Genomic DNA, 14,971 nt, shown 5'->3' on the forward strand with positions numbered 1-14,971 from the left:
CTTCATAATTTGTTTCGATTCTAATATAAACAACTTTTAATCATTTCAATCTGTTCAGGCATTTACTAACTTTGAAGTTAAATGTACCTGATCAAATCACCGCTTCTGCTAAAATGGTATTATCCATCACTGTTATGGAATAAATCCCGCACCGAAAAAGTTATTTATCTGACCTTTGACGATGGACCTATACCCAATGTTACAGATTTTGTATTAAAAACTCTGAAAGTCTTTAATGCTAAAGCTACTTTTTTTTGCATCGGCGATAATATTGTTAAACATCCCGGGGTTTTTGAACGTGTAAAAACCGACGGGCATGCCATTGGCAACCACACTTTCAATCATTTAAAAGGATGGAAAACCGATGATGAAACCTATCTGGAAAACACGCTTAAGTGCCAGGAACTTACACAATCTAACCTTTTCCGCCCACCTTACGGGAGGATCAAAAAGTCCCAAGTCCGAAGTCTAAAGTCTAAAGTCCTAAATCTCGGGTTTGACTCAGGACTAAAGACTACCGACTTAGGACTACAAATCGTCATGTGGGATGTACTCAGCGGCGATTTCGACATTAACCTCTCGCCCGAAAAATGCTACCAGAATGTGATCAAACATACCGAAAACGGTTCTATCATAGTTTTTCATGATAGCTTAAAAGCATTTGATCGTTTGGAATATGCATTGCCCAGGGTTTTAGCCTATTTTACCGAAAAGGGTTTCACTTTTGCTACGCTTTAGCGATTGTTGTGCCAAGTCAGGCATACCAGCTCCAGTAAGCTGAAACGGGCTTTCTGTCAGATTACCAATGAGAAGCTGTTCGAAAACGGACAAAACTGTACGGAATTGAACGATAACTAAAATAAACAAGCTGTTCACCTGATCTGTCTATAACAATTTAACCAATCTTTTGTTTAGAACAATTCCAAATTACGCAATCATCTACTCATGTCCGATAAAAAGATTGCTTTTTATTATTTTTGTTCCATCCAAAAAATTCACTTTTTTGGCCTATAACCACAAATTAATCACAATTAATAGTATTCTTTGGGAAAGTGTATTAATATACAACACTCCGCGAAAAAGGATAAATAGCTAAGATGAGTATTTATAACGATTATATTAAAGAGATTGAAGAACGTAAAATCCAGGGTCTTCATCCTAAACCTATTGATAGCGCCGAATTATTAAGCGAAATCATCGATCAGATCAAAAATGTAAATAATTTTAACAGGGCAGATGCTGTTAATTTTTTCATATACAATACCTTGCCGGGTACCACGGCCGCAGCAGGTGTTAAAGCCCAGTTCTTAAAAGAAATTATTGCAGGTGAAACTGTTGTTGCAGAGATTACACCTGATTTTGCTTTCGAGCTCTTATCTCACATGAAGGGTGGTCCTTCCATTAAAGTTTTGTTGGATATTGCCCTGGCAGACAATGGTGATAAAGCCAAAAAAGCTGCCGATGTGCTCAAAACACAGGTATTCTTATACGATGCCGATACCGATCGTTTAAAGGAGGCTTACCACAACGGCAATGCCATAGCCAAAGAAATACTGGAAAGTTATGCCAGAGCCGAATTTTTTACCGGATTACCTCCTGTTGCTGAAGAAATTAAAGTAGTAACCTTTATCGCGGGTATTGGCGATATTTCTACGGATTTATTATCTCCGGGTAACCAGGCGCACTCGCGTTCTGATCGTGAATTACACGGTAAATGCATGATTACACCAGAGGCACAGCAGGCCATTAAAGACCTTCAGGCACAACATCCCGATAAAAGCGTGATGCTGGTAGCCGAAAAAGGTACCATGGGCGTAGGTTCTTCACGTATGTCAGGCGTAAACAATGTGGCCCTTTGGACAGGTAAAAGATCAAGTCCTTATGTGCCATTTGTAAACATTGCACCAATTGTTGGTGGTACCAATGGTATTTCGCCTATTTTTTTAACCACAGTTGATGTGACAGGTGGTATTGGTATCGACCTTAAAAACTGGGTAAAGAAAACCGATGAGAATGGAAATGTAGTGCGCAATGAAAATGATGAACCGGTTTTAGAAGAAGTATATTCAGTAGCTACCGGAACGGTGCTTACCATTAATACCAGAACTAAAAAATTATATAACGGCGATCAGGAGCTGATTGATATTTCAAAAGCTTTAACGCCGCAAAAAATTGAATTCATTAAAGCGGGTGGCTCTTACGCCATCGTTTTTGGCAAGAAAATCCAAACCTTTGCGGCCAAAACTTTAGGGATAGAAGCTCCGGTTGTATTTGCTCCGGCTAAAGAAGTATCTGTTGAGGGTCAGGGTTTAACTGCTGTAGAGAAAATATTTAACAGAAATGCGGTAGGTTTAACACCAGGTAAGGTTTTACATGCCGGTTCTGATGTGCGCGTAGAAGTAAACATTGTAGGCTCGCAGGATACTACCGGTTTGATGACGGCTCAGGAATTAGAGGCTATGGCCGCAACGGTAATTTCACCGATTGTTGACGGTGCTTACCAGTCAGGTTGCCACACGGCATCTGTATGGGATAAAAAAGCACAGGCAAACATCCCAAAACTGATGAAATTCATGAATGATTTCGGGGTGATTACGGCGCGTGACCCTAAAGGTACTTACCATTCAATGACTGATGTTATCCACAAAGTATTGAATGATATTACAATTGATGAATGGGCAATCATCATTGGTGGCGATTCACACACCCGTATGTCAAAAGGTGTGGCTTTCGGCGCCGATTCTGGTACAGTGGCGTTGGCATTAGCTACCGGCGAAGCCTCTATGCCGATTCCGGAATCAGTAAAAGTAACTTTCAAGGGCGAGATGAAAGCACACATGGATTTTCGTGATGTGGTACATGCCACACAACTGCAGATGCTGCAACAGTTTGATGGCGAAAACGTATTCCAGGGCAGGATCATCGAGGTACACATCGGAACTTTACTGGCCGATCAGGCCTTTACTTTTACCGACTGGACCGCCGAAATGAAAGCAAAAGCTTCGATTTGTATTTCGCAGGATGATACTTTAATCCAATCGCTGGAAATTGCGAAAAACCGTATCCAGATCATGATTGACAAAGGTATGGACAACCATAACCAGGTGCTTCAGGGATTGATTAACAAAGCAAACAAACGCATCGAGGAAATTAAAACCGGTATTAAACCCGCTTTAATGCCTGATACAAATGCCAAATATTATGCAGAGGTAGTAATCGACCTGGATTTAATCAACGAACCTATGATTGCCGACCCTGATGTGAACAATGCCGATGTTTCTAAACGTTATACGCATGATACCATCAGAGATTTAACTTTTTACGGTGGTGATAAAAAAGTAGACCTTGGTTTCGTAGGTTCTTGCATGGTACATAAAGACGATTTGAAAATCGTTTCGCAATTATTGAAAAACGTAGAGAACCAAACCGGTAAGGTAGAGTTTAAAGCACCACTGGTAGTGGCTGCTCCTACTTACAATATTATTGATGAACTGAAAGCAGAAGGCGACTGGGAATACTTACAGAAATACTCAGGATTTGAGTTTAGCGATGCCTTGCCTAAAAGTGTAGCGCGTACCGAATACGAGAACATCATGTACCTGGAGCGCCCTGGCTGTAACCTTTGCATGGGTAACCAGGAAAAAGCTGCTAAAGGTGATACTGTGATGGCTACTTCTACCCGTTTATTCCAGGGACGTGTGGTGGAAGACAGAGACGGCAAAAAAGGGGAATCATTACTGGCTTCTACCCCTGTTGTGGTGCTTTCAGCTATCCTGGGTCGTATTCCAAGCATCGAAGAGTATAAATTAGCGGTAGAGGGCATTAACTTAACCAAGTTTACCCCTATTTCTACAAAACAATAAGAAACAAAAAAGCATATTATTTGTTAACTTTTAGAAAAGGCTATCGGAGAAAATCTGATAGCCTTTTACTTTGCATAAATAATTGCATAGAATGGTTTTAAATAAGATATTATGACAAATCTCAAAAATTAATCTGTTTAAAATTGTTTACTTTAGAGAGTACCTTATTGATAATAATTATAAAAATTTAAGTATGGCTTTTGATATAGACATGATTAAAAAGGTGTACGCAAACTTCGGTAGCCGCGTAGAGGCTGCACGTAAAGTTGTGGGCAGACCTTTAACATTATCTGAAAAAATATTGTATGCACACCTTTGGGATGGAGATCCTAAAAAGGCGTTTAAGCGTGGATCTGATTATGTAGACTTTGCACCAGACCGCGTAGCGATGCAGGATGCTACCGCGCAGATGGCTTTATTGCAATTTATGCAGGCGGGCCGTCCGAAGGTTGCTGTGCCTTCTACTGTACATTGCGATCACTTAATTACAGCCAAAGAAGGCGCGGCGATAGATTTACCTCACGCCAAAACGGAAAGTGCAGAGGTTTTTGATTTCTTATCATCTGTATCCAACAAATATGGTATCGGTTTCTGGAAACCAGGCGCTGGTATCATCCACCAGGTAGTACTGGAGAATTATGCTTTCCCGGGTGGAATGATGATCGGTACCGATTCGCACACGGTAAATGCCGGCGGTTTAGGCATGGTGGCTATTGGTGTTGGTGGTGCTGATGCCTGTGATGTAATGGCGGGTTTACCGTGGGAACTAAAATTCCCTAAATTGATCGGGGTAAAACTAACTGGTAAATTAAACGGCTGGACGGCTGCCAAAGATGTGATTTTGAAAGTAGCTGGTATTTTAACCGTAAAAGGTGGTACCGGAGCTATTGTAGAATATTTCGGCGATGGTGCTACTTCCATGAGCTGTACCGGTAAAGGTACCATTTGTAACATGGGTGCCGAAATTGGTGCAACCACATCTACTTTTGGTTACGATGAGAGTATGGAACGTTACCTACGCGCTACCAACCGAAACGAAGTGGCAGATGAGGCAAATAAAATTGCTGCTTATTTGACCGGTGACCCGGAAGTTTATGCCGATCCTGAAAATTATTTCGATCAGGTGATTGAGATTGATTTAGATACCTTGGAACCTTACTTAAACGGCCCTTTTACACCAGATTTAGCTACTCCGGTTTCTCAAATGAAAACGGAAGCAGAGAAAAATGGCTGGCCATTAAAAGTAGAATGGGGTTTAATCGGTTCTTGTACCAACTCTTCATACGAAGATTTATCGAGAGCAGCTTCTATTGCCAACCAGGCCATTGCTAAAGGTTTAACCACCAAAGCAGAGTTTGGTATTAACCCGGGTTCTGAGCAGGTGCGTTATACTGCAGACCGTGATGGTTATTTAAAAATTTTCGAAGATTTGAATGCAACAATATTTACCAATGCCTGCGGTCCATGTATTGGTATGTGGGACCGTACAGGTGCAGAGAAAGCAGAAAAAAACACCATTGTACACTCATTTAACAGAAACTTTGCTAAACGCGCCGATGGTAACCCGAATACTTTCGCTTTTGTAGCTTCACCAGAAATGGTGGCAGCCATTGCCATTTCGGGTAATTTAGGATTTAACCCATTAACAGATACCTTAACTAACGATAAAGGTGAGCAGGTTAAATTAGACCCGCCTACCGGTTATGAATTGCCAACCAAAGGTTTCGCGGTAGAAGACGCAGGTTTCCAGGCACCGGCAGCCGACGGCTCGCAGGTACAGGTTTTGGTTTCGCCAACTTCGCATCGTTTACAATTGTTAGATCCGTTTGCACCCTGGGAAGGCACAGACCTGAAAGGGCTTAAACTACTGATCAAAGCTAAAGGTAAATGTACAACCGACCATATTTCTATGGCAGGCCCATGGTTAAAGTTCCGTGGCCACCTGGATAATATCTCTAACAATATGCTAATTGGTGCAGTAAACTATTTTAACGATAAAACAGATACCGTTAAAAACCAGTTAACTGGCGAGTATGGTCCGGTACCAGCTACACAACGCGATTATAAAGCTGCTGGTTTGGGCTCAATCGTAGTGGGTGATGAAAACTACGGCGAAGGCTCATCACGTGAGCATGCAGCCATGGAGCCACGTCACCTGGGCGTACGTGCCGTATTGGTAAAATCTTTTGCCCGTATCCACGAAACCAACCTTAAAAAACAAGGTATGTTGGCCTTAACTTTTGCCGATAAAGATGATTACGATAAAATTTTAGAAGGTGATACGGTAGACATTTTAGGTTTAACCGAGTTTGCTCCTGACCAACCGTTAACACTGGTATTACACCATGAAGATGGTACTACAGAGCAGTTTGCTGTTAACCATAGTTATAATGCACAACAAATTGAGTGGTTTAAAGCTGGTGGTGCGTTGAACATCATCAGGGCTGAAGCAGCGGCGAAGGCAGCGTTATAGTCTGAAGTCCGCATGTAGGATATCAATCCCGTTTTGTTAAGTCAAAACGGGATTTTTTGCTAAAACTCATTACCCTGGTATTATAGACGTCACCCTGAATTTATTTCAGGGTCTTTCCTGCTAAAAAGATGCTGAAACAAGTTCAGCATGACGATTGCCTTAGGAATATGTATTAAAAACTTTCTCAAAATAAAGGAAAGATAACAAGATTAAATCTACTCAAACTCATATCCACAATCATAACAATGATGGCACTTATTGGCTTTAATTGGGGTAGTAAAAGTTAAAAAAGCTAGTATGGTAGCCCAAAGACTATATTTTTTATCGGTTGCCATACCATAGCCTACGTTGGTAGAGCCGCATTTTTCGCAAACGGTTTTACCTTCGGCTGATTTTCCTTCACCGGTAATTTCATCTGTTGATTCAAAATCCAAACTATTGTCTTCAGCCAACAAAGCATTAATGGCTTCCACATCGCGTTCAAAAACAATGAGTTTAACACCACCAATGGCCTGGTTGTAGAGCGGCTGGATTGTGGAAACATTTTCATCAGCCAGGAAACAGGCAAATCCGCTATCTTCCAATTTGGCTTTTATGATATTGGCCTCCATCGGGTTGTAATAGGTGCTATAAACTACGGTTCTATCGTCCATATTCCAAACATAAGAATTTGTTTTATAATCAGAACGGCTGAGAATCAATTATGTTTTGAGAAATTCTTTCCACCAGTAGCCCGAATCTTTAATGGTACGTTCCTGGGTTTTAAAATCATTATAAACCAGCCCAAATCTGGCGGTGAAACCCTCTGCCCATTCAAAATTATCCATTAATGTCCAGGCCATGTAACCCGCGATATTTACTCCTTCATTTTTTAGTTTGAGCAGTGCTGAAACGTAAAGTTTAAAATATTCTATCCGTTCTGGATCATTTACACGCTTATCAATCAATTTATCGTGGTAGGCAGCGCCATTTTCGGTAATGATAATATTTTTGATGGCCGGATAGGCTGCAAACTGTGTTACAATATTGTAAAAGCTATCGGCATTAATTTCCCAACCCATTGCCGTATGTGGCTTTTTTCTGCTCTTGGCTTTCACTTCCCAGGCCTGGATGACCGGGATGAAAGCATTGTATTTCACCGTTAACGGAAAATAGTTTTGAAGACCGACAAAATCAAAGTCGAACTTCATCCTTTCCTGCAATCGCCAGGTACCATACTCAATCTGGAATTTTTCAAGTACATCCCAATCTGCCGTAGGAAAACCCAGGCCTAAGGTAGGCTCTACAAACAAACGGTTCATTAAACAATCTATCCGCTTTGCAGCCAGTACATCATTATCGCTTTCGGTATAAGGGATTATTTCTGAGCAGGAATATGTAGTTCCGATGTTAGCATTGGCCACCTCGGCACGTAAAATTTTGGCGCCATCGGCCTGTGCTAAAGCCGTATGCAATACTGCAGGAAAGAAATTGGTCAAGCCTGTTTTCCCCGGCGCATGTATTCCAAGCATATAACCCAATGAAGTATAACCAAAAGGTTCATTCAGTACGATCCAGTTTTTTACTTTATCGCCATATTCTAGTGCACAGATCGTAACAAAGGCATTAAAGGCTGCATTAATGCTAAAGCTCGTCCATCCACCCTCGTCTTCTAACGCCTGGGGCAAATCCCAGTGATAGAGTGTAACATAAGGTGTGATTCCTTGTGATAAACATTCATCAATAAGATGATGGTAAAAACGGATGCCTTCCTCGTTTACTTCGCCTCTTCCATTGGGCAAAATCCTTGCCCAGGCGATAGAAAACCTGAACACACTAAATCCCAGATATTTAACGAGCGCAACATCTTCGGCATAACGATGATAAAAATCGCAGGCAGGATCTAATTTATGGTTCTTTTTAATCTTTCCGTTTTTTGCCGTAAAGGTATCCCAGATGGATGGGCCTTTACCGTGCTGTGTTGCTGTACCTTCTATCTGCGCCGCAGCAGTCGCTACTCCCCACAAAAAATCCGAACCAAAATCACTTGCTTTAACCATTGTTTACCGATTAATTGCCATAAGTTGCGAGTTTAATATTAACAAATCATTAACAAGCAAAATGATTCAAAATAAAAACAATTTTTAATATTTTTACCCATGCGCTACTCATTCATTTCTTTTTTATTGGTATTACTAAATCTCGCTGCCTTTGGGAAATTTGCGCCACCTCTTAATGATGAACTGATAAATGCCATAAATATTACCAATACGAGTGCATATTGTAGTGCGGATGCCGAATTTAACAATTTAGAAGCTACAGCAAGTAACTATAATAAGGCCCTAAACTGGCCATCGGTTGGAAAAGATGTATGGTATAAGTTTACCGCATCTAAGTTTGATGTTAATATTTCTGTTAGCGGAAAAATTGATGCCGCTAGTAAAAATACCCTGATTGCCCCATTGGTGGCCCTATATTCGTTTGATGCGGCAACAGGCTCGATAAGCGAGCAGTCTGGCTCGCAAGCCACATCAAATAATGTTATTTCATTATACAAAGGTGCTTTAACAGTGGGCCAGGTATACTACGTTAGGGTAAGTGCAGCGAACGATGCTACCGGTACCTTTAAACTTTGTATTGATAATTATTTTCCACCCATACAACCGGGGCAAGATTGTGGAACCTTCTCGGTCCTATGCACAAAAGAAACCTTTACTCAGCTTAATGTAACGGGAGCAGGAGCGAACAATCAAGAATCGGCCGGAACCTGCCTGGGTAAAGAATCTAACTCCGCCTGGTATATGTTTAAAGCTTCCAAGCCCGGTGATTTGACTTTTGTAATCACGCCTACGGTAACCTCAAATGATATTGACTGGATTTTTTATGATTTAGGCATAAACGGAGATTGCAGTAAAGTAAGTGGCGCAACAGCTATACGTTGTGCATCGGGCAGTGGTGTAGATTGCAGTCCTTCTTATTATAAAACCGGCCTGAGCATGACGGAAACAGATTTAACTGAAGCATCAGGATGCCCTGCTGGTCAAAATGGCTTTGTGAAATACGTAGAGCTCGAACAGGATCATGTTTATGCGCTACTCATCGATAATTACTCGGGAGGGAATAATGGCTTTACTTTGGAATTCGGTGGTACGGCAGATTTCGCGGGTCCAACTGCCGAAATTGATGTGCAAAAGTTAAATCCATGTACCAACAGCCAGGCCTACATTTTTGAAAGCAGAGCATCAAACTTCGCCACCTTAAAATGGTCTTTTGGCGAAGGGGCAAGCCTGGCTTCTGCCACCACAGCAGGGCCACATACTATAACATATAATACACCTGGCGAGAAAATTGTGGTTTTAGAAGCCAAAGGTACAAACGGTTGCAATGTAGTGACCACGCAAACTTTTATTGTAGCAAATACACCTGAAAAACCAGCAATAAGCGCATCAAATGTGAATTTATGCCAGGGGGACGTACTAAAACTAAGTACTCCCTTTTTAAATTTGGCGAGCTACCACTGGTCAGGCCCAAACAATTTTAATTCGACAAGCCAAAATCCCGAAATTCCGGCAATCGGACCTGAGATAGCTGGTACCTACAAGCTTTATGTTCAGGTTGGGGATTGTGTGAGTGAGGTAAATTCGGTGGAAATCTTATCGGTCGATTTAAAACCTGAAGCAATGTTTTCGATTGAGGTGAATAATAAGTGCGAAACCCACCAATCTTTTTCTTTTATCAATGCCTCTAAAAATTATACAAAGCTTACCTGGGATTTTGGCCAGGGAATAAAAAACCAGGTTGCCACGGGTAACGAGAGCAAAACAATAACCTTTACCAACCCTGGACTCAAAACAATCACGCTAACAGTTGAAACCAATAATGGCTGCCTATCAACTTTTACAAAAGACATTTTAGTAGAAGTGAAACCGGAAAAACCAGAAATAACTATTAATCAACCTGCTTTTTGTTTAAAAGATATTATAAAATTATCGGTACCGGCACAAGAGGGGATCACTTATGCGTGGACCGGGCCAAACAATTATTTTGCCAGCACAAATGCCATTGAAATTCCGATAACAGATTTTAACCTGGCAGGAGAATATCAGGTTGTATTAACATCAGGATCTTGTAGCTCTGCCCCTGCAACTATCGTCATTCCGGCTATTGCCAGAATTCCAATTGCTAACTTTTATACCGAACCCTCTTTTAATGTAAAATTTTCGGCTCCTGTACCCATAACATTTATCAATACCTCAGTTGACGGGGATTTTTATGAATGGCGTTTTGGTGACGGTTTTAGCTCCTCGGAAAAAAGCCCAACCCATATTTATCAAACCGATGGGGTATTCCGAATTACTTTAACTGCATTTTCTAAAAACGGGTGCTCTAATTCGGTCACCCAAGGCGATCTGATTATCAAAAAGAATACATCTACATTTGTTCCCAATGCGTTTTCGCCAAATGGTGATGGGATTAATGACGAATTGGTTATTGGTGTAACCAACCTCAAAAAGTATAACATTCATATTTACAATCGTTTTGGCACCCAAATATTCTTTAGCAATAACATATTTGAAAATTGGAATGGCACTTATAAGGGGAACGAACTGCCAGTTGGTGTTTATTATTACATCATTTCTGGCCTTGACTTATCAAATAAAAATATTAAATATTCAGGCTCAGTAACATTAATCAGGTAACTTGTCAAAATACCTTGATTTGATCTAAAGCTGGATGATCGAATAAAATATTTTCTTAGTGCCAGATGGTAACATCAGACACCACAATTAGCTAAATTCACAATTATTGATCAGCTAATTCTAAACGAATTCAGTCTGGCTGTCTTCATTCCTTAGCGGATAAGTTCTCATGCTGATAATGGTAATGAGAAACGTAGGTCCATAGGTAATCACAAATTCATCAATTGAAAGGTACCTTAATTTTCCAAATAACAATAGGTACACCAAAAAGATGATAACTGACGCAACAAAGGCTTTACCTGCAATAGTGCGTTTATTATAAACAATCTTAGTTTTACCATTAATCTTCCTCATGTTAAATAAAAGTGCACAAAAAGTTAATAAAAGGAATACGCCAGCGTCTTTTATATCAAGATTAACGTTGAAATTGTAGTTTGCAGATACAAGCGACAGCAGATTTATATACCCCATCATAATCACAAAAGTGATAGGGAGGCAAAACAATAAAGTAGTTAATGTTACTTTTAAGGAATAATTGAGTGCTTCTTTCATAGCGTATTTAATTTAGATTGAGCTTAGGTGTACTAAGATACAAATTCTCTGATTTTTTCGCTACGTTTTTAGTACAGTCTGGTTTTAAGCGGTCTGATTGATCAAACTATTTTTTGTTACAAGATAAGATGGTCAGATCTTACCCCACTTACAGCTGGCAAAATCTGGAATCATTTATCAATCATCCAGCTTTAATCCAATCTCTTTCAGCAAAATAGCAGCATTAAAAGTTTTGCACGGACCGTGTTTTAACAGATAATCAAATCTCATTTCTCCATCTGTAATCTGGATATCAAAATGGAAATTCCGGACTGCTTCGGGATGATCGATAATCAGATCAGCCAGTTGCAGGTCGTGGGTAGCAAAAAGGGCAGGTGTGTTTTCAGCAATCAGCTTTTGGATGAACACTTTTGATCCTAAATACTTATCGCGGCTGTTGGTGCCCCGAAGCATTTCATCAATCAACACAAAAGTGTCTTTATCTTTTACCACATTATCCAAAATCATCTTCAAACGGTTCAGTTCTGCTTTAAAGGTAGAGGTACTTTCGTTCAGCGAATCTTTAATCCGCATATAGGTATTGATGGAAAAAACAGCTAATTGCATTTTTTGGGCACAAACCGGCGCCCCTGCATAAGCCAGCACCATATTAATACCCAAAGTGCGCAGAAAAGTACTTTTACCAGCCATATTAGAACCTGTTACAATATCAACAGTTGGTTTGGCCTCCACCCGAAAATCGTTATTTACCCTTACCTCCTGATGAATAAGCGGATGACCAATATGAGTAGTAGCCAGTGCAAACTGATCGGTAATGACCGGAAATACCCAATCTGGCTGATTGTAAGCCATTGTAGCCAGCGAAATCAATTCTTCAAAATCGCCCAGATGGTCAAGTGCAGTAATTACATCTTTTGAAGATGATTGATACCAATTGTCTAAATTAATACAGCATTTTAAATCCCAAAGTAAAAGCGCATTGAGTACACCTCCCACAATGATATTTAGCCTGGCATCAAAATTTTCGATAATCCTTGTTAAAGATCTAATCTCCTTACTCACCGGAATTTCCGAATCAAGTAAGTTTAGTGTGTAGCTGCTTTTCCAATTTTGGCTTTCCGTCCATAAAATAGCCCTTGCATATCCGTTTAGCTGATTCGAACTTCCGCCGAAGCTATAAAACACTTTGTTTATTTTTGAGCCCAGCAATACGTTCCACCCAATATGGACTACAACCAAAAGCGCTAAAACTTTCCAGAAAACACTACTCACCAAAATTGCAGTCAGTATCATAGCAATAGAAATATAAGGCACCAGCTTAACATAAAACCGTATAAAAGATCCTTTAACAAAGCTCAACTGTTCACCCAGCTGGTTTTTTAGCTGCACTTTGATCTGCTCTATTTTTTCGGGATCGTAGCCATGCAGGTTAGCCCTGAAACTATAGGTTTCTGCTATATGATGTTTTATTTCTTTTATGGCTTCCTGCCGGAGCAATATCCGATCCCTTGTCGTTTTCTCTGAAAAATTTTTGGCCAGCAACCTGATGCCGGTTTTGGTACTGCAACGGTTGGTGAGCGCAAACAGTGATGAGGCACCAAAAATATCAAGATCGGATGTATAAGGATGCTGTTCAGCCTCGAATGCTTTACCATGGTCATATCCGTTAGGGGCACCATGCAGCATGTTCCATTCGTTTTGATAAACCCATAAAAGTTGTTTTTTATAATCGATTTCACGATCCAACCGGCTTTGTCTGCGCACTACAAATGCAAAGGCAATAACCGGCAGTACTAAACAAATCTGGATTAATGTGCGCAGGTTGTCGTCTGCTGAACGCAGCAGCAAAACAAAAAATAAAATTTCGGCCAGAAACAAGCCAATGCGCAATAAGGAAAGCTGATCGATCAGTTTTTTTGTTCGATCTATATGGGCAGTAACCTCATTGATTTCATCCTGGTAACCGGCTATTATGACTTCTTGTAGTTTCTGCATAAACTTTATTTTGTATATATTTCCGAAGGTATCAGATCGATAGATTGTCTTTTTTGTTACAATTTCTCTAAGTTTGAATTTCAAAATCCTAAAGATAGGCAAATTATTAAATGAAGATTACCCTGATCGCCATTGGCAAAACTGAAGATAAGTATTTAATTGAAGGAATTGAGAAATACATCAACCGGCTAAAACACTATATCAACTTTAGTTTTTTAGCCATACCTGATGTAAAAAATGTTAAAAACCTGAGTGAAGCGCAACAAAAAGCAAAAGAGGCAGAATTGCTACATAAGCAGATCAATAATGGCGATATGGTAATTTTACTGGACGAGAAAGGGAAAAAATATTCTTCGGTTGAATTTTCCAGCTATTTAAACAAACAGATGATCGGCAGTGTTCAACATTTGATCTTTATTATTGGCGGCCCTTACGGATTTGACGACAGTATTTACAAACGGGCAAATGGCTTAATCTCACTATCTGATATGACTTTTTCGCACCAGATGATAAGGTTGTTTTTTGTGGAGCAGCTTTATCGCGGATTTAGTATCTTAAAGGGGGAACCTTATCATCATGCTTGATGGTGGAAAATGCTTGAGGTAAGATGTTCGATGGTAATAAGATATGGAAAAAGGAAATATAAATCATCATTAAATAAAAAGACACTATGTTATTAGATAAATATAAAAGGGAATACAGGTACAAGAGCCGCCAGGGCGGCAGCAACAAATACTTATGGATCAGCATTATTATTTCACTTATTATTGGTGGCTTGATCTGGTATTTCGGTTAAGCGCATAAAAAAACACCAGACAAACTGCCTGGTGTTTTTTTATTTCCAGTATTAAAGCTTAAACGCCTTTTTTACTGGTCATATTAGCTTTTTTAGCAGGAGCTGAAGTTTTAGTAGTTGCTTTTGCACTGGCTGCTGCCTTAGCACCCGTAGCTTTTACTTTTTTATCGCCTGCTTTTTCTTCAGCTAATTTAGCTTCTGCAGCCGGAGCCGGAGTTTCAGGTGCTTCTTCCGTAAACAATGGCAAATCTTTTAAAAGGTTATACCAGGTAATGATTTTTTTCATATCTGAAGCATAAACTTTTTCCTGATCGTGCCCCGGAGCAACTTCCAAAAAGAAAGCGCGTAAATCGCCTTTAAGATCCGGAGTACTTCCTTTAGCAGAAATTTTGGCAAAAATATCAGCCAGTTTAATTTCTTCTTCTTCGCCATATACCGTAATATCTTCTAACGAAGCTAATTTTGTGTTGGTGATGTTGGCTACAATTTTAGTTTTTTGCGCGTCTAAGCCTTCTAAAATATAACCCACCTTATTTTGTCCGACCAGTTTAAATAACCCTGGTCTGCCAGATACGGCAACAATTCCTCTTAAGTTCATATTTTTTTTGAGATT

At 40.0% G+C, this 14,971-nt stretch carries 11 protein-coding genes; 6 read left to right on the forward strand and 5 right to left on the reverse strand.

Annotation, left to right across the window (positions count from 1 at the left end):
- Nucleotides 1–81 precede the first annotated feature (81 nt).
- The 3 genes from BM107_RS12795 to BM107_RS12805 all read left to right on the forward strand — a co-directional run bounded on the left by BM107_RS12795 (nt 82) and on the right by BM107_RS12805 (nt 6,336).
- Nucleotides 82–738, forward strand: coding sequence for a polysaccharide deacetylase family protein (locus BM107_RS12795; RefSeq protein WP_090983912.1), 657 nt, complete (start codon nt 82–84; stop codon nt 736–738).
- Between the two features lie 359 nt (nt 739–1,097).
- Nucleotides 1,098–3,863 carry a bifunctional aconitate hydratase 2/2-methylisocitrate dehydratase gene (locus tag BM107_RS12800; protein WP_090983914.1) on the forward strand — a complete coding sequence of 922 codons (2,766 nt, stop codon included), beginning with the start codon at nt 1,098–1,100 and terminating at the stop codon, nt 3,861–3,863.
- A gap of 193 nt (nt 3,864–4,056) precedes the next feature.
- Nucleotides 4,057–6,336, forward strand: a complete 2,280-nt coding sequence (locus BM107_RS12805) for an aconitate hydratase (RefSeq protein ID WP_090983916.1) — start codon at nt 4,057–4,059, stop codon at nt 6,334–6,336.
- 215 nt (nt 6,337–6,551) lie between these two features.
- On the opposite strand, the gene BM107_RS12810 is transcribed toward BM107_RS12805, so the two are convergent.
- Entirely contained in the window at nt 6,552–6,989 is a 438-nt protein-coding gene (locus BM107_RS12810; RefSeq protein WP_090983918.1) for a putative signal transducing protein, read from the reverse strand.
- 48 nt (nt 6,990–7,037) lie between these two features.
- Nucleotides 7,038–8,375 carry a GH1 family beta-glucosidase gene (locus tag BM107_RS12815; RefSeq protein WP_090983920.1) on the reverse strand — a complete coding sequence of 446 codons (1,338 nt, stop codon included), beginning with the start codon at nt 8,373–8,375 and terminating at the stop codon, nt 7,038–7,040.
- 99 nt (nt 8,376–8,474) lie between these two features.
- Between BM107_RS12815 and BM107_RS12820 the strand changes: the two genes are divergently transcribed.
- Nucleotides 8,475–11,015, forward strand: a complete 2,541-nt coding sequence (locus BM107_RS12820; RefSeq protein WP_090983924.1) for a T9SS type B sorting domain-containing protein — start codon at nt 8,475–8,477, stop codon at nt 11,013–11,015.
- Nucleotides 11,016–11,135: 120 nt separating this feature from the next.
- Here BM107_RS12820 and BM107_RS12825 read toward each other — a convergent pair whose 3' ends face one another.
- Together BM107_RS12825 and BM107_RS12830 are read right to left on the reverse strand one after the other, a co-directional pair.
- Nucleotides 11,136–11,567, reverse strand: a complete 432-nt coding sequence (locus BM107_RS12825) for a hypothetical protein (RefSeq protein WP_139222292.1) — start codon at nt 11,565–11,567, stop codon at nt 11,136–11,138.
- A gap of 177 nt (nt 11,568–11,744) precedes the next feature.
- Entirely contained in the window at nt 11,745–13,562 is a 1,818-nt protein-coding gene (locus tag BM107_RS12830) for a MutS-related protein (protein ID WP_090983928.1), read from the reverse strand.
- 110 nt (nt 13,563–13,672) lie between these two features.
- Between BM107_RS12830 and rlmH the strand changes: the two genes are divergently transcribed.
- Together rlmH and BM107_RS25200 are read left to right on the forward strand one after the other, a co-directional pair.
- Nucleotides 13,673–14,146, forward strand: a complete 474-nt coding sequence (gene rlmH / locus BM107_RS12835) for a 23S rRNA (pseudouridine(1915)-N(3))-methyltransferase RlmH (protein WP_090983930.1) — start codon at nt 13,673–13,675, stop codon at nt 14,144–14,146.
- A gap of 86 nt (nt 14,147–14,232) precedes the next feature.
- Nucleotides 14,233–14,358: a hypothetical protein gene (locus BM107_RS25200; protein WP_262987382.1), complete on the forward strand. Its 126-nt coding sequence runs from the start codon at nt 14,233–14,235 to the stop codon at nt 14,356–14,358.
- Between the two features lie 58 nt (nt 14,359–14,416).
- On the opposite strand, the gene BM107_RS12840 is transcribed toward BM107_RS25200, so the two are convergent.
- A complete protein-coding gene (locus BM107_RS12840; protein ID WP_090983932.1) occupies nt 14,417–14,956 on the reverse strand; it encodes a DUF5606 family protein in 540 nt (179 codons plus the stop codon).
- Nucleotides 14,957–14,971: the final 15 nt, after the last annotated feature.

This window comes from Pedobacter suwonensis (assembly GCF_900111825.1).
Taxonomy (GTDB): Bacteria; Bacteroidota; Bacteroidia; order Sphingobacteriales; family Sphingobacteriaceae; genus Pedobacter; species Pedobacter suwonensis.

Coding starts and splice junctions, on each gene's coding strand:
- BM107_RS12805 (WP_090983916.1), top strand. CDS start 4,057: ATGGCTTTTGATATAGACATGATTAAAAAGGTGTACGCAAACTTCGGT.
- BM107_RS12840 (WP_090983932.1), bottom strand. CDS start 14,956: ATGAACTTAAGAGGAATTGTTGCCGTATCTGGCAGACCAGGGTTATTT.
- BM107_RS12825 (WP_139222292.1), bottom strand. CDS start 11,567: ATGAAAGAAGCACTCAATTATTCCTTAAAAGTAACATTAACTACTTTA.
- BM107_RS12800 (WP_090983914.1), top strand. CDS start 1,098: ATGAGTATTTATAACGATTATATTAAAGAGATTGAAGAACGTAAAATC.
- BM107_RS12815 (WP_090983920.1), bottom strand. CDS start 8,375: ATGGTTAAAGCAAGTGATTTTGGTTCGGATTTTTTGTGGGGAGTAGCG.
- rlmH (WP_090983930.1), top strand. CDS start 13,673: ATGAAGATTACCCTGATCGCCATTGGCAAAACTGAAGATAAGTATTTA.
- BM107_RS12810 (WP_090983918.1), bottom strand. CDS start 6,989: ATGGACGATAGAACCGTAGTTTATAGCACCTATTACAACCCGATGGAG.
- BM107_RS12830 (WP_090983928.1), bottom strand. CDS start 13,562: ATGCAGAAACTACAAGAAGTCATAATAGCCGGTTACCAGGATGAAATC.
- BM107_RS25200 (WP_262987382.1), top strand. CDS start 14,233: ATGTTATTAGATAAATATAAAAGGGAATACAGGTACAAGAGCCGCCAG.
- BM107_RS12795 (WP_090983912.1), top strand. CDS start 82: ATGTACCTGATCAAATCACCGCTTCTGCTAAAATGGTATTATCCATCA.
- BM107_RS12820 (WP_090983924.1), top strand. CDS start 8,475: ATGCGCTACTCATTCATTTCTTTTTTATTGGTATTACTAAATCTCGCT.